The sequence below is a fragment of the Evansella cellulosilytica DSM 2522 genome, assembly GCF_000177235.2.
In the GTDB taxonomy this organism is placed as follows: Bacteria; Bacillota; Bacilli; order Bacillales; family Salisediminibacteriaceae; genus Evansella; species Evansella cellulosilytica.
In genome coordinates, this window is the sequence record NC_014829.1 from 2,900,746 (window position 1) to 2,917,589 (window position 16,844).

Genomic DNA, 16,844 nt, shown 5'->3' on the forward strand with positions numbered 1-16,844 from the left:
CTAAATATGTTATGCACCTTTTTTATTTGAGAATTGTCCTAAAAAGGATAGTGCATGAAAGTTAAATTCCTCACTTTTTTCTACATTACAAACATGACCACAGTTATCAATTTCTATTAACTCTCCAAAATGGTCGTTTACCATGTTTTTCTTCAACTCATTAATAAATAGGTGATCTTCACTTCCAGAAATGTATAGACGCGGCACATCATATTCTTCTATATTTTCAGAGGTTTCTTGCACTTGTCTAGTAAGCTTAAACCACCTTAAAAATTCAACTCTATGCATTTTCTTCGCTTCAGTAATAAACATCGCCCGTGATTGCTTATGATTATTTTTAGGCATCATAATATGAGCAAATAATTGATAAAGCCACATATAAGGAAGTATCTTTTTTAGGGAGTGACCAGCGAATATTAAAAATCTAGAAAATAGATTAAACTGAAGTATCATACCGCCTAATACTGCTGAATTCACTCTATCTTTATGTCGCTTCACAATTTGATGAATGATAACCGAACCTAAGGAAACACCTACAAAATGTGCTTTTTCAATTTGGTGCTCATTTAAAACGTCGATAATCATATCTGTACATTTTTCAATGGAAAATTCGTTTTCCCATTCTTCCATTGTCGAATTTGGATAGTGACCTGGTAAATCTATAGCAATAACATGATAATGTTTTCTAAATTGCTTTAATTGCTTAAACCATATTTTTGAATTACCTCCGATACCATGAAGAAGAACGACCCATGACGCGGAGTTCGTTTTTTTATTAAAATAAATTTGATGATGTAATAATTTCGTTAAAGACATTTCATTCCTCCAAAACATAAAATCATCTTGCATCGACCACCACTTAGATGGCTTCATAAAACAGTAAACAATAAAAATACTTTTCAATTATAACATCATTTTTAGATTTCCTCTTCTAAATACATAGTTTTACACAGAACGCTCCTGCTTTGTTTTCCGTGCTTCTCTACCGTACATTATCGTATATACATCACTATCATTTAAAAATAAAAGTAAAAAATCCCAATCAGGATTTTATCCTGTTGGGATTTTTTCATTCCTCGACGATTTGTACTTTCACTGCCTCTGATATCGCTGGATAGCTTTCCATCATTGACTTTGATCGGACTCTTAATCGTTGACCTTTTTCATAACGGGTGACATCTTCAACGGTGTACCAAACAGCTAATCCTCCAACACCCTCTTCTAGTAAAAGTGCTTCATCAAGTCGATGAGCATCTTCAAGTGAAATGTCACTTACTACTAAAATTTGGGAACCTTTCACCTCTATCACATACCCTTCTTGAATATTACTCTCGCTCGGGTCTAGTTCTCTTTCAGTAATCTCTTGATTACAAGCAGCGACCAAAACTATTGCAAATAGCAGTAGTGATAATGACACACTCTTTACCATAAGTACCTCCAATGAACTACGACATTTTTATTTCCCTACAAATTGCTTTAATGGTGTCTTCGAACATTGAACAACTTTATCGTTTGCGTAGGTCAACTGGTGTTCATAACAAGACTCATCATGAAGCAACGTAGCTAAATGATAGCTTAGGTCAGCAACACCTCTGTTTTCTGGATGAAGCAGCCAAGAGATATCCTTCCAATCTAAAATACCTTCTTCCGTTTTTATCGGTGTGTCGTATGTAAAGTTATTTGGAAGCTCTGCCACAAAAGCATACATGCCTCCATAATAAGTATTTTCTGGATCTGTCCATGTAATATTCCCTTTATATGTTACTTGTTTGTCCTTTAGTGTAATTCCCGTTTCTTCATTGACTTCGCGCAAAATGCATTCCAATGGGGTTTCCCCATCATCAATTTTACCACCGACACCATTCCAAACTCCCATCCATTCTGGGAACTCTCTATTTAACATAAGTATTTCATTACCCCGTTTTAAAAAGCATATTGTAAATTTAAGCATGCAGACACCTCAACTTATTTGATAACTCTATATTTATAGTTTAACATCATACTCCATTCTCTTTGCAGTGTATGTTGCTACTTGTATACCTAATAATTTCGATATGATATGAAACGACATCGTTATTCCTGCTGAAATTCCTCCTGAGGTGATAATTTCTCCTTCGTCTATAAACTTCACACCTGTTTGAACGTTTACTTCAGTATAATCTCGTTTCAACCTTTCAATATCCATCCAATGTGTTGTCGCTTTTCGGCCATTAAGTAAACCAGCTTCAGCTAATAGAAATGCTCCGGTACAAACCGAACACATGTAGCTTGCTGTTTTGCTTTGTTGATTTATCCATTCAAGTAAGTTTTGATTTTTTATTTCTATTTCCTCCGCGCCATAACCACCAGGAACAATGACTATATCTAATGGAGGATGATTACGATAACTATAATCAGGGAGAACTTTCAGACCATTTCTAGCAGTAATCATGTTACTTGTTTCAGAAATTGTGACGACTTTAAATGGTTGTTCATTTGAATCAAGCATTGTAGTGATGGAGAAAACTTCATAAGGTCCTGCAAAATCTAGTATTTCGACTTCATTGAATAATAAAATGCCAACTGTCCATTCAGTCATTTTGAACCCTCCCCCAGTTTTAGATAAACTTTATCCTAGTTACTTATCATTATTACGTTTACTTTCTCTCTTGCTACACTTTATCTCCATAGTCTAATAATGAATTAATTGAATCAATTTCATAATTCACTTTCTAAAAAAGATCATAGTCTAAGAATAATATCATCTTATTAAAGAAATTCTTGTTAACTTAACTTTGGTGTTGATTTTCACTTCAGTCTACTCGCTTGTCTCTTCCTCTTCCAGTTTTGCTATGAAGTTGCATCCGTCGAGACATCTCGGAGCGTATTCAAGAAGTAATGCTCGGTGCCGCGGGCAAGGCTTCAGCTAATCGGGGGAACCCCGCCCCGATGGATCTTCAGCTCACAACCTGTCTCTTCCTCTACATGCAACGCTCTGGAGTTGTATCCGTCGAGACAACTCGAAGCTTAATCGTGATGTAACGCTCGTCGCAGGCGTCTCGTATCCTTTCGTTTCAATCAACATACCTTTGAACAAAACGTCAAAATCATACTGCTACTGAATACTAAATTCGACATTTGGGGAGGTACTCCTTTTTTCGTGCTTTTAAACACTTGTCCTGTAAGGGGCGATAATTATGAAATTGATTCAATTATATAATAAATAGCGTGATAAAGATGAAAATTGACACAATTCTTTTAATAGCATAGAATGTTTCGTGTTCAGAAATATATGTTACTATAAGGCTCTTTTCGCATAGATTGTTGTTTTTAAGTATATTTATATGCTTGGCTGCACTAAAGGCGGACGCTTTCCGTGGGCAAGGCTTCAGCTAATCGGGAAAACCACCCGATGGATCTTCAGCCCTTGCTATTCCCACTGGAGTCGCCACCTTTCGTTTCACCAAGCTGAATAAAGCAACAAATTTTACGAAACCAGCCTAAAACTGGATGCTAAAAGGTATAGGAGCGATTTCATGTTAAAAACAATTAGAGAACTTTCAAATGATGATTTTCATCATTTTGAAAAAATGGAAACTGGACTAGAAGATGATTACATACTCCGTATCTTTGAAAGGCTGACAATTGGCAATAACCGTTTGTACGGGTTATTTATTGATAATCAGCTTATTAGTATGGGTGGATACACTATTTTTGCTGGAAGGTACGCTATGCTAGGACGTTTGCGTAGCGACAGACGTTTTAGGGGAAACAATTATGGTACAGCGCTCATTTCATATGTCATGAATGCGGCGTTTCAGTTAGATGGGATCGAGTGGGTTGGTGCCAATACACAGGAGGATAATTTGCCCGCTCGGCGTGTCGTCGATAAGTTAGGTCTAACCTCTTCTACTATGCTGCATGGAGCTACTACAAATGACACTTCCTTTCTAGAACGTGGCGAAAAGATTTGGCATGAAGTCCACTCTCTCGAAAAAAAGAAACAGTGGTTAAAGTCTCTTTATATCGACACTGAATCTATCTTTCCATATGAAATATACTATTCTTTTCCTGCTTCAGATGCCTTATTTACAGATACTGATGTAGAAGCTTGGACTTTCTATGAAAACGAAGCGGCCACACGCGTCGTCATTTTGAAGCCAGATCAAAAAGGAAATCACTATTTACATGTCGTTTATCCTTGGAGTGATTTGACAACACAAAGTGGTTTGTGGGAGACCATTGCAAACGATTATCGAGAACTAAAAAAACAAACAGATGATGACACATATATCTGGATTGATTTGAAAAAAGAAGAAATCAAAGCTCTTCCTACTAATCACACATTTGAATTACCTTCTCCTTGGGTATTGTATGGAATTGAGAGAAATGAATGGAGCAAAAGAAACTAGATACGGAACTAAAAAAATTCATCCTCTTTTGTAAGAAGGATGAATTTTTCTTAGCTCTTTTATCACCTTAACTGTTTTCTCATTGTGACATGCGGAATGCCAGCTTCATAAAAAGTGTCTGACGTTGTTTCATAACCGATTCTGTCGTAAAACTGTTCAGCATGCGTTTGTGCATTTAGCTTTAACTCGTTTTTACCTTTTGCTAGAGCCACTTCCTCTAACTTTTTCATAAGGTGGTCTCCCACACCTTTTTTCCGGTACGATCGAACGACACAAATGCGTTCCGCTTTACCGTAATCATCAAACAAGCGCATTCTACCAGCCCCAACAGGAGCACCCTTATCATTGTATGCGACAAAGTGTACCGCTTCATCCTCATGTGCATCTATTTCCATTTCCTCAGGAACTCCTTGTTCTTCAATAAATACGGTGCGCCTAACTGCATACGCATCCTTCATTTCCTGTTCTGTTTCTACAACTCGTACGTCCATCTAAATCTTCCTTCCTACCTTTTCATATAGAATCATTATAACGAAAAGATTTTGTTAGGAAAAATAAATGTGGCTATCATTTGACAAAACGATCTATTTTTTCCATTATAACCGCGCATGATGAAAGGGATTGTTGGACATCAAACTCTCCGACATTCAAAGCGTGATCCCCTCCTTTGACAACTTCAATAATCATATTTTCTCTCTCTAGCTCATTCAATTTATTCGGTAAATAATGAGGATCATTATCTCCTATAACGAGAAGATGAGAATGGGAACTGTCGTGAAGCCCAGTGAATACTTCATCCGACTTTATCAAAGGGGTTAGTACAATCATCTTCGAATTTAAATACGCTTTCCTTCTTATGATGTGAGTCGATAATGGAATTGTCCCAAGTGATTTGCCGAGAAAAATAGACTGATCATATTTATTAGTATGAAATACATCCTTTATTACTGGATCAATGTCACTGATCATCGCTTCTGCAATGTTGTATATTGGCTTCCTTAATAAATCTTCATCATAATTGTAGTGAACTTGAACGACATCTATTTTATTATTAAGCATTGTCATCGTAGCAAAATAAAATAGGGGATGATCATATTTATAGCCCACTCCAGAAAACATAAAACATACTTTACTAGCACCCGCCTCAATATGTGTATAAGAAATTCCATTCGGTCTCTCTTTCGTTAACACTGTCTTTTTCAATATGTTCATTTTCACTTCACTCCCTTATCATTTATTTAACTACAGACTCAATAATCACATCATTTCCCATTTTTATCATCTTACCTTTCAATCTATAACATGTGAAGAGGAATCTATTAATCTAAAATATGTTAAAATAGAAGTGTATTTTGAAGAAAAGAGGAGTGGTATGATGTCAAAGCAGCAGCCTGTTCATAGTAAAGTGGTAGAAAAAGCAGCAAGAGAGCTATTAAAGGAACGTGGTGTCAATATTGAGGATATTGCTAAAATCGTCTTTGAAATGCAAGTTGCTTATAATAAGGACCTAGAAATGGCAGATTGCATTGACAGTGTTGATAAAGTGTTAGAGAAAAGAGAAATCCAGCATGCCGTTTTAGTTGGCATTGAGTTAGATAAATTAGCTGAAAAAAAGCAGCTCTCTGAGCCGTTACAGTCTATTGTAGAAACAGATGAAGGGTTATTTGGCGTTGATGAAACGATTGCATTCGGTTCTGTTTTTGGTTACGGAAGTATTGCGGTCACGACGTTCGGTTATTTAGATAAACAAAAGATTGGAATTATAAAGGAGCTAGACACGAAGAATGATTCTTCTATCAATACATTTCTTGATGACCTCATCTGTAGTATCGCTGCAAATGCTGCAAGTCGCCTAGCGCATCGTAGCCGAGATCGTGAAGAACGCCTTCGACACGAAGAAATTGAAGACCGTGACAAGGAAGAAAGAATAGGATAACATCGTATTAAAACTTGTATCGAAAGGCATGAGCATATCATATACTGTTGTAATAAATGAGTGTGGATCAAAGGGTCAATGTTACTTTTGAGAAACACTCGTTTAGCAACAGTTACCTTTTTTTATCATTATCTGTTTTATGTCCAGCCCATTTTTCGTCCAATTTCTTGATTGTTTTTCCATTTAATGCTATTATTTTCATCAGCGCTTAAAAATGAGGTGAACGTAGTGAATCCATCTGAACAGCCATTACCTAAAAAAATACGTTGGATTTATTTTAAACAAGTATTTGATTCGAAATTTCAAGCAAACTGTCTAAAGGCAAAAATTGAAGACAATTGGGTAAATGGCTATGAAATTGGGCCTTGGGTAGAAATACGTAAACTCAAAAATAACCGTTACGTTGTTCGTTACACGTATGATGAATAAATACTATTGAAATATATTTTTCATAGTGATGCACTTCAGCTCCTATAAAACCAAAATTGGAAATATTATTTTACTTAGAAAACACTTAAATATGTTGACTATTTTCTTGTCTTCGATTATATTATTAATTACTGCAACAATAAACAAGCTTGATCCGTTAGCTCAGCTGGGAGAGCGCCACCTTGACAGGGTGGAGGTCACTGGTTCGAACCCAGTACGGGTCACCATAACAGTACATAATAAACCCCTTGATAATAAAGGGGTTTTATTGATTTTTCTTATAGTACAGTTTTATCATTTTTTCATTAATACAGTACGTTTGGGGGCGACTTGGGGGCGGATTATTAAATACACGTTTTTTTATTTTACTTTTAATTTTATTGGATTAGGATTTGTCACCCTAATAAACTCTTGAGGACTTGATATAAACTCATCTAAAGTCCCTGTAATTACTCTGAGGTTACTAAAACGATTCGATAAATTTAAAAGCACTCTTTTTCTGGTATTGCTATTTGTAATAAAAAGTATGTCTGGAAATATTCCATACATGTTTTGGAATTTGTGTGACCTATATAGATAATCATATTTTTTAAATTTTTCTTCGATGATTACAGCGCTCTCTGTTCCTCGATCCGCTTCCACAAATATAAGCTTTTTCTTTCCAGTACTTCTTAATCGATACTCAACAAATGCATCTACTAATAAATCCTCATGTATCTTATCTTCAACCTTGTAACGTTTTACCTGCCCTATTCTGCACTTTTGCAATTGAATGTATATTTCCGAGACCATAACTTGGTGCATTGATTTATCATTTTTTTTTAATGTTTTTATTCCTTCAATACCAGTGAAGTGCGATAATTCTTTTGCAGCTGTCTTAGTGAGGTAATAAATTTTCTTCTCATAAGCTGATGGTTGAAATGATTTAAGCATTTTCTTCTTTTCTAATTCGTTTAGTTTCCTTCTGGTAACACGTTCCCCGTATTTTCCATTATATCCATGTAAAGTGTGGATCTGTTGGCTATTCATAAATCTTAAATTAGCAATACTCTGTAGTATCTGGAGTTCCCTTTCCTTCAACAACCGGATCCACCTCCTGCATATAAAACTCATCTAATTCTTTAATGCGCTTATAAATGATTTTGTTTGCAATCTCTTCTTCCAGAAGTGGCGTTTGTACTTCCCTTTCCGTTTTAAATTGCACGATAGAACGACCTGGGTATTCTTTTGGGATTTGCGCTGCTTTTACATTATCCAAAATTATCTTTGAGTTTACTGAGTTGATAACTTTAAAAGCCACTTTCATTGGACAGTTTGCTTTAATTTGTCCTTCGAGCACCTTTGCGTCTGGTCTCTGAGTAGCGAGTATCATGTGAAAGCCTAGAGCGCGACCAAGACGTGCAATTCTTTGAATCGAATCTGTATCTTCTATTTCCGCTAACTCATCCACAATGATCAGATGATACGGTAATTTTCCTTCTTCAGGTACTGAGTTGTTATAAGCTTCAATATCTTTCTTCCGAGATTTTTCTTTAATCAATTGACCACGTTTATCTAACTCTCCATTAATATTTTTCAATGCCTCCTCTACTTTATACACATCGTCCACAAAGGTTTCTACATGTGGAAGGTTTTCGAACATTGAGAGTTCTAAACCAAACTTCAAGTCAAAGAGATGAATTCGCACTTGCCGTGGATCTCTCAGTATTGCAATAGCTGTTAACAACTGTCGAATAAAAGTTGACTTACCTCCGCCTGTTTCCCCTCCAACAATTCCGTGAGGTGCTTTAGTTAAATCTACATATTCTTTACCTTTTCTCGAGATACCAAGGAAACAGGGAAGAATCATTCTCCACGTATTATCACGTATCTCATCAAGATTGAAACTACATTCTGTTGGTACCTTCCCTGTGAACACGTCAATATAAAGTCGGTTTCCTTCCCCTCTAATTTCAGCAGCACCATTAAAAGCTGTTTCAATAAAACTTTTCTTTGCTTCAAACGCTTTTATGCTCATACCGTTTTTCATTTTATACTCGAATCGATAACCCCAATTTTCTTCAACAAAATCAACAAGATCAGGAGTTATATATTCTGTTTTACCATTATTCCTTATCTTTTTTATCGCCATATCCGCTTTTATAAAAGATACTTTCATGTGTTTAACAGGATCAAAAGTCTTTCTGTTTTTATATAGTCCATAACTTGCTGTACCGAAGATCATTACACCAACTGTAGATAGCAAAACACTAAGCATTAAATTACCCCCCCTGAAAACATGAGCCAAAATAAGAATCCAAATGCAGCAATTGAACTAACAACCTTTAATAAAGTTTCAAAAATCTCTTGTACATCATCATTAAAGAAATTAACAAGTATGCTACCAAAACCAACGGTCAATATAAATCCATAAGCTCCTAACAGTACTGGAGACATATTAAAAAAAGAACCAGTGGGTATTAAGCCTATAGACATTAGTGAAGTAGAAGCTGAATTAGGAATTTTATTTATATAGTCATAGTTCAAAAAATCACGAAAATTTATTGTTTCTACTTTAGTCATTTCTATCACCCAACCATTCATGGTTCTCACAATCATTACAGATGTACCAAAAAACTTTATTGTCCTCATTCCAAAGCTGATTAATATTTCTTTTGGTCACTGTAATCTTTCTATCCCAACAAATCGAACAGATTATTTTTGTTCCAATCATGGTAGATCAATCCTCCTCTACAATTTTCAGACAATTGGAATTGACAGAATTCTTTAGTCAACAGAACGTTGACTCCGCCCACGATGAGGACAATGGAGAGAGCGAGGATGGAGCGAATATCCATAACCACAGAGTGGTGTTCCAATTACATTGGTACTTAGAAAAATAGATTTCAAACCTATGAATATATTGATGTCCTCAAAGTACCTACGTCGGTTGTCACTACGTAACAACACCTGGCACTTCTCGTTGGTACTAAACCAAAAGCTCCATCAAATCGTCGTCACCATTATCGTTGGTACTTTCTTTTGTCACTGTGGAAGGTACTATATTATTTCCACCTTCCATATCTCTTTGGATTAGTCTTTTAATATAAGAAGAGAAGTTTGGTCGTTCTGCTGCATGTTCAAACAGTTTAGCCTGGTCTGGATCTTCAACGTTGAAAGCTACGCTTTTTATTTTCATCATAGAGAGCCCTCCCGATCTGGTAAAAACCTATAGCATTCGCAAAAACCGGATCTACAACAGCTCCATTAACAACCGGTTTAATGATCTCTGCATTTGGATAATACTTTCTTACCGGCTCAGCAGTTCTTTGGAAACTCCACCGACTAATAGTACATGGTCACTGGTGTTCCATCTCTTTGATGTGTGGGAATAGATACCTCTGGCCAGTTCATTTAGGTCGCTGGTGCGAATAGTCTCCATACCGAATGGTAAAGTAAATGAATCTTTGTTTATATAGCGCTTGTTGTTTAATGAAGCACAGTTAACCGTTCCGCTACCTACATCAATGATCCGCAATTTACCATCCACAGGAGCAGACCAAAACGCAGCCCCTCCTTCTGCAGCTACCTCACATTCATCAATCCAAAATGTCTTAGTTATTCCATTAACAGTGATGGTATGTTTACCTTTAATCATTTGTTTAATTGCTGTTTTTTCTTCTGGATTATGTTTGCTAATTGGCTGACCAACAACAATCTTAAAGTGCAAATTGTCTCCGCATCGATGGAGCCCCAACAGCAACCTAATTAAGGCGTCTTCATGTGCCTTTGAATCACCCATGATCGATGAACCAAAATCACTTTCATTCTCTGCTAATGACCCAGCAAATCCTTTTCTATTTCGGTACTCAAAGATCATGTCATCCTCACCATGAACGTTTTCTAGGTTTCGATCCCAATACTCACCAATAGCAGATGAAAATTTTGCAATCCCTAACTCACACATAATTTTTGCGAACCGATTACCCCAATCAAAACCAACAATCATAAAAATACCTCCTTATTAACTGGTTAATAACTAGACAAAGTTCCAAAGCGCTTGGTTTTTAACTAGTTAATAACTTGATATATGGTATGAGAAAAAATATAAATTTTGCCTGTCCACATTAAAAAAATCAAAAGGACAAACCATTTTTTTAACGAATAAGTTAAATGAGGTGATTGCATGACAACTAAAATAGCAGTAAAAATTACTGAAATGGGTATAAAAAAAGGATGGTTAGCAAATGAGGTCGGGATTGCTCCAGGTACACTTACAAAAATAATTAAAGGGGAAAGTATCCCAACCTTACCTGTAGCCTTGAGAATTGCCGACAAACTAAATACTTCTGTAGAGGAATTATGGGGAAATTTAAAATAGTCTCAACTTGGAAATAATGAAGTTGAGGTGATGTACACTATGATTGGATTAATAATTGGATTGATGATAGCAATTCCTATAATTTGGTCATATAAATTGTTAAAAGAACCAGATTTCCAATTAAATATTGATGAATTGTCAATTGAAGATATTGATGAGATGAACGGTTATGAGTTCGAGAATATCCTAAAACCGTTATTTGAAACTCAAGGATATAAAGCGAACATTACAAAGGGATCTGGGGATTATGGAGCAGATTTAGTACTTTCTAAGAATGGGGAAAGGACAGTAGTGCAAGCCAAATGCTACAAATCAAATATTGGGGTAACTGCAGTGCAACAAATAGTTGCTGCAATCAAATATTATAATGCAGATGATGCAATTGTAGTAAGTAATCAGTTTTTTACAAAACAGGCAAAAAGGTTAGCTAGTATTAATAACGTAAAATTAATTGATCGTGTAGAAATACAAGAACTGATCTTAAAATACAACAGGGAAGTAAAACGAAGAAGTTCAATCTAAACTAAGCATATTTGAGTGGAGATTTCACATTTTAGTTCGCAAATTTATTTCTGTTAAAATTACTTTTACTTGTCTACTTTAAACTAGTCTAATTTAGACTAGTTGTACGAAATTAAGGGCAATGTGTCATATATAAAGATACGATTGCAAATAGGAGGTAATTAAGATTAGCAAGAGAAAAAAACTCGTTACATCTGAAACCAACATCAATATCGATGAAGAAGCTTTTAAGATAATTGCAGAACAATTAATTTGCCAACATTTTGTTGAATATGTCAATAGAAAATATCAAGCTCCAATATTAGAAATGATACCAAATCAAAAATGATGCACTTTGGATAACACTGATTTTAAGGTGCCACCCAGGAAGCAATCCTTTCTTCATTTAATCTGCTCCTTCCCATCAAACCAGCTTAGGAAAGATTCCTTTGACACTTTATAGTTTCGACCTATCCTAATAACGTGAAATGGTGGGTTATGTAAAAGTTCGTAAGTTTGTTTCCTTCCTATCCCCAAAAATGCTTGTATATGCTTTGGATCCAACGCTTCAGGTAATTCGTGTCTTTTCATAAAGATGTCCTCCCACAAATATTGTATATAGGAGTATTAGACAAACTACTCTAAATACCTTTATTCAAAATAAAAAAGGGGTAACAATCTTTTATACTTCCATCTAAGTTCGAAGATTTAGCGTACGAGATGCTATAAGGTGGTCCAGAGCCACACACATACATGATTCAGACATCACAATTTGGATGTCAAAGATATTCGCTGGACCTTCTACAAGTGCAACAATAAAGTAATTAAAAAAGCAGGGGTTTAATCGCTCCTTCCTTTTTCATACAAACAATGTCTGAACCTCATTTGTTTGGAAAATCCTTCCCTGTATCATATGTACTTAAATAAATCTAAATAAAAAAGCCCAATAAGGGCTAATGTATTTGGAATGGAGATTCAAAAGTTATTGCTTGTCGTTCATCTAATAAATGTGGTTTAACTTCATAATTATTTTTCTCATAGATATATTTTGTAAAGTCTAAAGGTATATCGTAGGGTAAGAATAATCTAAAAGCAGAGTTTTTATGGAACCGACGATCTAATTCGGTTAATTTTAAATATTCATTAATTGAATTTTGAATTAACGGGAAAATATCATTGTACTCGCTAAAATAAGCTGTAACTATTACTGAACTAATATCATTAATTGTTATGGTTAACTTTTCTGTTTTATATAAGAGCATGTCACCATGATTAACAGTGAATTCACTAATTTTGGTTTGCAGTTCATCTAAATTATCCAGAATATAAGTGTTATCGGAATTGAAGATTATTTCCAATTTTTTATCATTCATACTTGATCCCCCGTTTTTGTGGAATCTTCTATAGTATTTAATATCTTATCAACGCTGTATAGTGTTGTCATTAAATTTGCTGTTTCGCTATTACCTATAGTATTTCCAAGCTCATTATATTTAACCTCTAAAGTTTCAACTTGTGTTTTAGCCCTACCGAATCTTGTGGTGGTATTTGGGTCAGTTTTAACTAATCGATTTGTTCGTTCGATAGTATCAATACGTATTTTTAGTTCGGTGATATGGTCAGCTAGTTGGTTCTCATTATATCCATGTAAGTATTGTACCACTTTTGATATTTCACTAAAACTATAATTATTCATACCGATAACTCCTTAAATTGCTTCGTGACTTCTTCTTGTATTGATTTTAATTCGAATAGTATCTTTTTCATTTTTTTATTATAATCTGAATTGTCATCTATTGTTTTACATAAGGAGTATAAAGTGTTAATTCTACTTTCGATAAGACCAGAAGAAAATTTTATAATTGCTTTATTAGATGAAATTGTTTTTTCTAATGCCGAGATATTTATAGTATATTCTACTCCAGAATGAGACTTGTCAATATACAATTGGTATTCTTCTATTATCGGTTTATAAACTTTTGGATACAATTCGTTCATAATCAATGAATAAATAAATTCTTTTCTAACTTCTTTCTTATTAGATCTGTATATGAAGAATGTAATTATAATCGTCAATAAGCTTCCTAATAAACCGCTAAAAAATTGTGGTATCAATTCATTACTTATTAAAGATAATAAAATGATATCTGTTAATGTGTAAGTCATTTTTTACTTCTCTCTTCTTCTTTATATAAAAAATTTTCCATTAAGGAGTGGAAACGGTCAAAATCTTTTTTTAATTTATCGTATTCATCGACATTAATATTATTTGCGCCTTTGTCAAATTTAAATATGAGGTTATCAATAAGTGTACTAGCTAGTGCCATGCCATCATTAAAATTAAGTGCTGCATGGAATATAGTGTTATTATTTTTAACAAGTGTCATAGAAAATTCGAATGGAGAAGATTCAGGAAAACCAAAAACAGATCCTTTAATTCCATTTGGACTATTTAGCACTTTATCCATTTGCATGAAGTGGTAACTAGAAGCTCTTTTTAACATTTCAATCCTTCGAAAAACTTCCCTGTGTTTTCCATTATAGTTTGGTACAATTCGTTTAGAAACATATTCTTGAAATGTTTTCATATGCTCTCCAAGCAGTTCAAATCCATGTACCTGATAATCAATAAAATTTGCGACTACTAAATCACTATTCGAAGATAAATAATTAGTTGTAATCTGTTCAATTGTTTGTAGGTTATTATTTGTATTCAAATAATCGATAAGATTATTGAACATATCATCGAACTTTTCCTGATCAAAACCAGTTCTAATATTGGTTGTTTCAAACTTCTTTTCCATTGAAAACACCTCTATATAATTTATTATCTAAAAATTACGTATGTGTATGCGATATAAACATAATTCTGCATTTAATTGTCAATTCCTGCAAAAAAATAAAAAAACAGGATTTCTCCTGCTCTTTGGACCTATTCGGCATATATTTTTCCATCAGCACGCCCCAACAAAAAACCTTGTTTAAAATACTCCTTAGCTATTTCAATCTCTTTTTCTGTAAAATCTGTTCTTTCTGCGGTTATCAATAATTTCATAAGTGTGTCTAAATTACCTGTATTCTCCAATTTTTATCCCCTCCTAAGCTAATAATAACTTAATGGGAGGATGATTAATGTGTCTGATTTATGTATTATTTGTGCCCTCTGTCCTCGTAACTAATGCTGTTTAAATATCTAAACAATTCCCTCTTTTGTACTTTCCGTACGCCTCTACTTCATCGATCTTACTCTCCGGTATTTTTACTATTGTACCATTAGTAAAGTCCATCAGCTGGATGACTTTTTCTGTTACTATGCGGTACCAGTACATAAATTTGTTGTTTGTTTCCATATCTTATAACCTTCTTTTAATCATCCCAAAACTGATTGTGCCTTTACTTATAACTACTTATTGGGTTATGAAGACTGATGTTGATTAAATTGAAAATCTAGAGTTCTTGACAGTACTCATAAAAGTTATTATAGGAGGTTCTCCATGTCAATACTCTGAAACATATTTAGGTGTACCTTATAGTATTGACAAGTATTATATAACATTGTATGTTATTTATAGTTGAATAAATGATACGGGAACAACCCGGTCAAGTGCCCCCTCAATAGGAGTGGTTTATCTTGGTCGGGTTTTTATTTTTTATAAAGTACTATAGTACTGATAAAACTATTTAATAGATTAGTTAGGTTTTGTATAATTAAGTTATTGTAAAAAAATGAGAGTTACTAAAGAGGGGTATTATATGTTAAATATCTATTGTGATGAAAGTTGCCATTTAGAAAATGATGGGGAAAAGGTTATGATATTAGGTTCAATTAGTTGTCCAAAAAGGTTAACTAGAAGTACAGCACAGGATATTTTTCAAATTAAGTTCCAACATGGAATTAATAAGTATGCGGAAATTAAATGGACTAAGGTATCTAATTCAAATTTAGACTATTTTATAAGCTTGGTTGATTACTTTTTTAAAACTGCACACTTAAGTTTCCGTGCTCTGATAGCAGAAAAAAATGGGTTGCGTCATGATGATTATCAACAGACCCATGATGACTGGTATTATAAGATGTATTATCTATTGCTTAGAGGGATAATTGACCCGGAAGTCATAAACAACGTATATTTGGATATTAAAGATACAAATGGTACGGAAAAAGTTATTAATCTTAGAAAATATTTAAGTCACTACCTCCATGATTTTGAATATAGGACTATTGAAAAAATACAGTTAATTCGATCTGAAGAGAGTCAATTGCTTCAGTTAGCGGATTTATTAATTGGTGCCATAGGCTATGAAAATAGGGATATTGACACCAGTGATGCAAAATTGAGACTGGTCCAACACATTAAAAATTACTCTGGAACAAACTTACGCAATTCAACACGATTGAATCAAAGAAAATTCAATTTATTCTTATGGGAACCCGATAGGTGGTGATTATTAAATGAAATTCGCTTGTGAATGGCTTCCGGATTTAGTAGATTTCAATGACTATGGCGACTGGACAAGATACGAAGATATACTGTACTCGATATTTTATCAAGATTTTGTGGCCACGCAGCAACTTATTAATAATAAACCTGTTAATTATAGGAAACATCCATATGAGTGCGATAAAGAACAAGCTTTTTTTCATCTAACCTCAGTTGATTATCATAAAACACAAGATCCAAGTAATAGAATCCCAGATTTGAGGCGATGTGAAAGGATACGGTGGATTAAAGCGTTAATACACAATTGGAATTGTCCAAGCGGAATTGTAAAGATATGGAGAGAGCCTTATAAATCATATGAGCGATTGCATTTCCTTATTGAAGAGGAGAGATATTTACTTGTAATTGAAGAGAGAAAAAATTACTTTCTTTTAATAACTGCTTACTATTTAGACCGGGATCATGAATTGAAGAAAAAACTAAAAAAATACAATAAATACAAGCAAAAAACGCCCCTCTAGGTGAGAGACGTTTTCAGGAACTCCTTCTACATCCTGGTAGATGAGCTAGTTTCATTATATGCATCGGTAATATTAAGTGTCAACAATTATCAATAACTTCATGAAATATTATTATTAGTACTATGCCCTTTTATTTAATTTTTAAACCAAAAATTAAAGGTGTCCTATAAGGTATGGTGCTTTGTAATTTCCAAAAACCATATCATTTAGCTAATAATTTTTATCGGTTGTTGCACCATCAATGTTTCTCTATTATCTCCTGAT

25 protein-coding genes and 1 tRNA gene are annotated in these 16,844 nt (G+C 34.2%); 8 read left to right on the forward strand and 18 right to left on the reverse strand.

From position 1 onward, the window contains the following. Positions 1–9: 9 nt before the first annotated feature. The 4 genes from BCELL_RS13365 to BCELL_RS13380 all read right to left on the reverse strand — a co-directional run bounded on the left by BCELL_RS13365 (position 10) and on the right by BCELL_RS13380 (position 2,578). On the reverse strand, positions 10–816 hold the full coding sequence (locus tag BCELL_RS13365) for an alpha/beta fold hydrolase (RefSeq protein WP_013489283.1): 807 nt from the start codon (positions 814–816) through the stop codon (positions 10–12). A gap of 253 nt (positions 817–1,069) precedes the next feature. After that, complete coding sequence (locus tag BCELL_RS13370) at positions 1,070–1,429, reverse strand: YobA family protein (RefSeq protein WP_013489284.1); 360 nt, start codon at positions 1,427–1,429, stop codon at positions 1,070–1,072. A 27-nt stretch (positions 1,430–1,456) separates the two neighbouring features. Then, on the reverse strand, positions 1,457–1,951 hold the full coding sequence (locus BCELL_RS13375) for an NUDIX hydrolase (protein ID WP_013489285.1): 495 nt from the start codon (positions 1,949–1,951) through the stop codon (positions 1,457–1,459). 33 nt (positions 1,952–1,984) lie between these two features. Continuing rightward, positions 1,985–2,578 (reverse strand): DJ-1/PfpI family protein, encoded by a 594-nt coding sequence (locus tag BCELL_RS13380; protein ID WP_013489286.1) that lies wholly within the window; start codon positions 2,576–2,578, stop codon positions 1,985–1,987. A gap of 937 nt (positions 2,579–3,515) precedes the next feature. On the opposite strand from BCELL_RS13380, the gene BCELL_RS13385 reads away from it, so the two are divergent. Then, complete coding sequence (locus BCELL_RS13385) at positions 3,516–4,391, forward strand: GNAT family N-acetyltransferase (RefSeq protein WP_013489287.1); 876 nt, start codon at positions 3,516–3,518, stop codon at positions 4,389–4,391. 62 nt (positions 4,392–4,453) lie between these two features. Here BCELL_RS13385 and BCELL_RS13390 read toward each other — a convergent pair whose 3' ends face one another. Together BCELL_RS13390 and BCELL_RS13395 are read right to left on the reverse strand one after the other, a co-directional pair. Then, positions 4,454–4,882: a GNAT family N-acetyltransferase gene (locus BCELL_RS13390; protein WP_013489288.1), complete on the reverse strand. Its 429-nt coding sequence runs from the start codon at positions 4,880–4,882 to the stop codon at positions 4,454–4,456. Between the two features lie 76 nt (positions 4,883–4,958). Continuing rightward, positions 4,959–5,603, reverse strand: a complete 645-nt coding sequence (locus tag BCELL_RS13395) for a hypothetical protein (protein ID WP_013489289.1) — start codon at positions 5,601–5,603, stop codon at positions 4,959–4,961. 163 nt (positions 5,604–5,766) lie between these two features. Between BCELL_RS13395 and BCELL_RS13400 the strand changes: the two genes are divergently transcribed. From BCELL_RS13400 to BCELL_RS13410, 3 genes are all read left to right on the forward strand, one after another. Beyond that, entirely contained in the window at positions 5,767–6,327 is a 561-nt protein-coding gene (locus BCELL_RS13400) for a phosphatidylglycerophosphatase A family protein (RefSeq protein ID WP_013489290.1), read from the forward strand. 228 nt (positions 6,328–6,555) lie between these two features. After that, positions 6,556–6,756 carry a hypothetical protein gene (locus BCELL_RS13405; protein WP_013489291.1) on the forward strand — a complete coding sequence of 67 codons (201 nt, stop codon included), beginning with the start codon at positions 6,556–6,558 and terminating at the stop codon, positions 6,754–6,756. Positions 6,757–6,907: 151 nt separating this feature from the next. After that, positions 6,908–6,983 (forward strand) — tRNA-Val (locus BCELL_RS13410). Between the two features lie 133 nt (positions 6,984–7,116). On the opposite strand, the gene BCELL_RS13415 is transcribed toward BCELL_RS13410, so the two are convergent. From BCELL_RS13415 to BCELL_RS13435, 5 genes are all read right to left on the reverse strand, one after another. Then, on the reverse strand, positions 7,117–7,839 hold the full coding sequence (locus BCELL_RS13415) for a replication-relaxation family protein (RefSeq protein ID WP_013489292.1): 723 nt from the start codon (positions 7,837–7,839) through the stop codon (positions 7,117–7,119). Beyond that, the gene (locus BCELL_RS13420; protein ID WP_013489293.1) at positions 7,796–9,013 is read right to left on the reverse strand and encodes an FtsK/SpoIIIE domain-containing protein; all 1,218 of its coding nucleotides are present in this window, start codon (positions 9,011–9,013) and stop codon (positions 7,796–7,798) included. The genes BCELL_RS13415 and BCELL_RS13420 overlap by 44 nt, the downstream gene beginning before the upstream one ends. Further along, positions 9,013–9,318 carry a hypothetical protein gene (locus tag BCELL_RS13425; RefSeq protein ID WP_041808266.1) on the reverse strand — a complete coding sequence of 102 codons (306 nt, stop codon included), beginning with the start codon at positions 9,316–9,318 and terminating at the stop codon, positions 9,013–9,015. Before BCELL_RS13425 ends, BCELL_RS13420 begins: the two co-directional genes overlap by 1 nt. A 406-nt stretch (positions 9,319–9,724) precedes the next feature. Further along, complete coding sequence (locus BCELL_RS13430; RefSeq protein ID WP_198284027.1) at positions 9,725–9,934, reverse strand: hypothetical protein; 210 nt, start codon at positions 9,932–9,934, stop codon at positions 9,725–9,727. Between the two features lie 111 nt (positions 9,935–10,045). After that, a complete protein-coding gene (locus BCELL_RS13435) occupies positions 10,046–10,744 on the reverse strand; it encodes a ParM/StbA family protein (RefSeq protein WP_013489296.1) in 699 nt (232 codons plus the stop codon). A gap of 177 nt (positions 10,745–10,921) precedes the next feature. On the opposite strand from BCELL_RS13435, the gene BCELL_RS13440 reads away from it, so the two are divergent. Continuing rightward, positions 10,922–11,116 carry a helix-turn-helix transcriptional regulator gene (locus BCELL_RS13440; RefSeq protein WP_013489297.1) on the forward strand — a complete coding sequence of 65 codons (195 nt, stop codon included), beginning with the start codon at positions 10,922–10,924 and terminating at the stop codon, positions 11,114–11,116. A 39-nt stretch (positions 11,117–11,155) separates the two neighbouring features. Continuing rightward, positions 11,156–11,638: a restriction endonuclease gene (locus BCELL_RS13445; RefSeq protein ID WP_013489298.1), complete on the forward strand. Its 483-nt coding sequence runs from the start codon at positions 11,156–11,158 to the stop codon at positions 11,636–11,638. Positions 11,639–12,019: 381 nt separating this feature from the next. Here the strand turns inward: BCELL_RS13445 and BCELL_RS13450 are convergent, their stop codons facing one another. The 7 genes from BCELL_RS13450 to BCELL_RS22640 all read right to left on the reverse strand — a co-directional run bounded on the left by BCELL_RS13450 (position 12,020) and on the right by BCELL_RS22640 (position 14,967). Further along, positions 12,020–12,208, reverse strand: coding sequence for a MerR family transcriptional regulator (locus BCELL_RS13450; protein WP_013489299.1), 189 nt, complete (start codon positions 12,206–12,208; stop codon positions 12,020–12,022). A gap of 362 nt (positions 12,209–12,570) precedes the next feature. Continuing rightward, positions 12,571–12,990 carry a hypothetical protein gene (locus BCELL_RS13455; protein ID WP_013489300.1) on the reverse strand — a complete coding sequence of 140 codons (420 nt, stop codon included), beginning with the start codon at positions 12,988–12,990 and terminating at the stop codon, positions 12,571–12,573. Beyond that, on the reverse strand, positions 12,987–13,313 hold the full coding sequence (locus BCELL_RS13460) for a hypothetical protein (protein ID WP_013489301.1): 327 nt from the start codon (positions 13,311–13,313) through the stop codon (positions 12,987–12,989). The genes BCELL_RS13455 and BCELL_RS13460 overlap by 4 nt, the downstream gene beginning before the upstream one ends. After that, positions 13,310–13,564, reverse strand: coding sequence for a hypothetical protein (locus BCELL_RS22630; protein ID WP_157184201.1), 255 nt, complete (start codon positions 13,562–13,564; stop codon positions 13,310–13,312). Before BCELL_RS22630 ends, BCELL_RS13460 begins: the two co-directional genes overlap by 4 nt. A 215-nt stretch (positions 13,565–13,779) precedes the next feature. After that, complete coding sequence (locus tag BCELL_RS13470) at positions 13,780–14,421, reverse strand: hypothetical protein (protein WP_013489303.1); 642 nt, start codon at positions 14,419–14,421, stop codon at positions 13,780–13,782. 128 nt (positions 14,422–14,549) lie between these two features. Then, the gene (locus BCELL_RS22635) at positions 14,550–14,702 is read right to left on the reverse strand and encodes a hypothetical protein (RefSeq protein ID WP_013489304.1); all 153 of its coding nucleotides are present in this window, start codon (positions 14,700–14,702) and stop codon (positions 14,550–14,552) included. A gap of 100 nt (positions 14,703–14,802) precedes the next feature. Continuing rightward, positions 14,803–14,967: a hypothetical protein gene (locus BCELL_RS22640; RefSeq protein ID WP_013489305.1), complete on the reverse strand. Its 165-nt coding sequence runs from the start codon at positions 14,965–14,967 to the stop codon at positions 14,803–14,805. 403 nt (positions 14,968–15,370) lie between these two features. On the opposite strand from BCELL_RS22640, the gene BCELL_RS13475 reads away from it, so the two are divergent. Both BCELL_RS13475 and BCELL_RS13480 read left to right on the forward strand, forming a co-directional pair. Next, complete coding sequence (locus BCELL_RS13475; RefSeq protein ID WP_013489306.1) at positions 15,371–16,063, forward strand: DUF3800 domain-containing protein; 693 nt, start codon at positions 15,371–15,373, stop codon at positions 16,061–16,063. A gap of 7 nt (positions 16,064–16,070) precedes the next feature. Further along, the gene (locus BCELL_RS13480; RefSeq protein WP_013489307.1) at positions 16,071–16,580 is read left to right on the forward strand and encodes a hypothetical protein; all 510 of its coding nucleotides are present in this window, start codon (positions 16,071–16,073) and stop codon (positions 16,578–16,580) included. The last annotated feature ends 264 nt before the right edge of the window (positions 16,581–16,844 follow it).

What these genes read in the sequence shown, in the direction of transcription:
- BCELL_RS13445 (WP_013489298.1), top strand. Translation starts at nt 11,156, where the DNA reads ATGATTGGATTAATAATTGGATTGATGATAGCAATTCCTATAATTTGG.
- BCELL_RS13455 (WP_013489300.1), bottom strand. Translation starts at nt 12,990, where the DNA reads ATGAATGATAAAAAATTGGAAATAATCTTCAATTCCGATAACACTTAT.
- BCELL_RS13425 (WP_041808266.1), bottom strand. Translation starts at nt 9,318, where the DNA reads ATGACTAAAGTAGAAACAATAAATTTTCGTGATTTTTTGAACTATGAC.
- BCELL_RS13430 (WP_198284027.1), bottom strand. Translation starts at nt 9,934, where the DNA reads ATGAAAATAAAAAGCGTAGCTTTCAACGTTGAAGATCCAGACCAGGCT.
- BCELL_RS13395 (WP_013489289.1), bottom strand. Translation starts at nt 5,603, where the DNA reads ATGAACATATTGAAAAAGACAGTGTTAACGAAAGAGAGACCGAATGGA.
- BCELL_RS13400 (WP_013489290.1), top strand. Translation starts at nt 5,767, where the DNA reads ATGTCAAAGCAGCAGCCTGTTCATAGTAAAGTGGTAGAAAAAGCAGCA.
- BCELL_RS22640 (WP_013489305.1), bottom strand. Translation starts at nt 14,967, where the DNA reads ATGGAAACAAACAACAAATTTATGTACTGGTACCGCATAGTAACAGAA.
- BCELL_RS13375 (WP_013489285.1), bottom strand. Translation starts at nt 1,951, where the DNA reads ATGCTTAAATTTACAATATGCTTTTTAAAACGGGGTAATGAAATACTT.
- BCELL_RS13460 (WP_013489301.1), bottom strand. Translation starts at nt 13,313, where the DNA reads ATGAATAATTATAGTTTTAGTGAAATATCAAAAGTGGTACAATACTTA.
- BCELL_RS13440 (WP_013489297.1), top strand. Translation starts at nt 10,922, where the DNA reads ATGACAACTAAAATAGCAGTAAAAATTACTGAAATGGGTATAAAAAAA.
- BCELL_RS13390 (WP_013489288.1), bottom strand. Translation starts at nt 4,882, where the DNA reads ATGGACGTACGAGTTGTAGAAACAGAACAGGAAATGAAGGATGCGTAT.
- BCELL_RS13365 (WP_013489283.1), bottom strand. Translation starts at nt 816, where the DNA reads ATGTCTTTAACGAAATTATTACATCATCAAATTTATTTTAATAAAAAA.
- BCELL_RS13420 (WP_013489293.1), bottom strand. Translation starts at nt 9,013, where the DNA reads ATGCTTAGTGTTTTGCTATCTACAGTTGGTGTAATGATCTTCGGTACA.
- BCELL_RS13480 (WP_013489307.1), top strand. Translation starts at nt 16,071, where the DNA reads ATGAAATTCGCTTGTGAATGGCTTCCGGATTTAGTAGATTTCAATGAC.
- BCELL_RS13450 (WP_013489299.1), bottom strand. Translation starts at nt 12,208, where the DNA reads ATGAAAAGACACGAATTACCTGAAGCGTTGGATCCAAAGCATATACAA.
- BCELL_RS13385 (WP_013489287.1), top strand. Translation starts at nt 3,516, where the DNA reads ATGTTAAAAACAATTAGAGAACTTTCAAATGATGATTTTCATCATTTT.
- BCELL_RS13475 (WP_013489306.1), top strand. Translation starts at nt 15,371, where the DNA reads ATGTTAAATATCTATTGTGATGAAAGTTGCCATTTAGAAAATGATGGG.
- BCELL_RS13435 (WP_013489296.1), bottom strand. Translation starts at nt 10,744, where the DNA reads ATGATTGTTGGTTTTGATTGGGGTAATCGGTTCGCAAAAATTATGTGT.
- BCELL_RS13380 (WP_013489286.1), bottom strand. Translation starts at nt 2,578, where the DNA reads ATGACTGAATGGACAGTTGGCATTTTATTATTCAATGAAGTCGAAATA.
- BCELL_RS13470 (WP_013489303.1), bottom strand. Translation starts at nt 14,421, where the DNA reads ATGGAAAAGAAGTTTGAAACAACCAATATTAGAACTGGTTTTGATCAG.
- BCELL_RS13370 (WP_013489284.1), bottom strand. Translation starts at nt 1,429, where the DNA reads ATGGTAAAGAGTGTGTCATTATCACTACTGCTATTTGCAATAGTTTTG.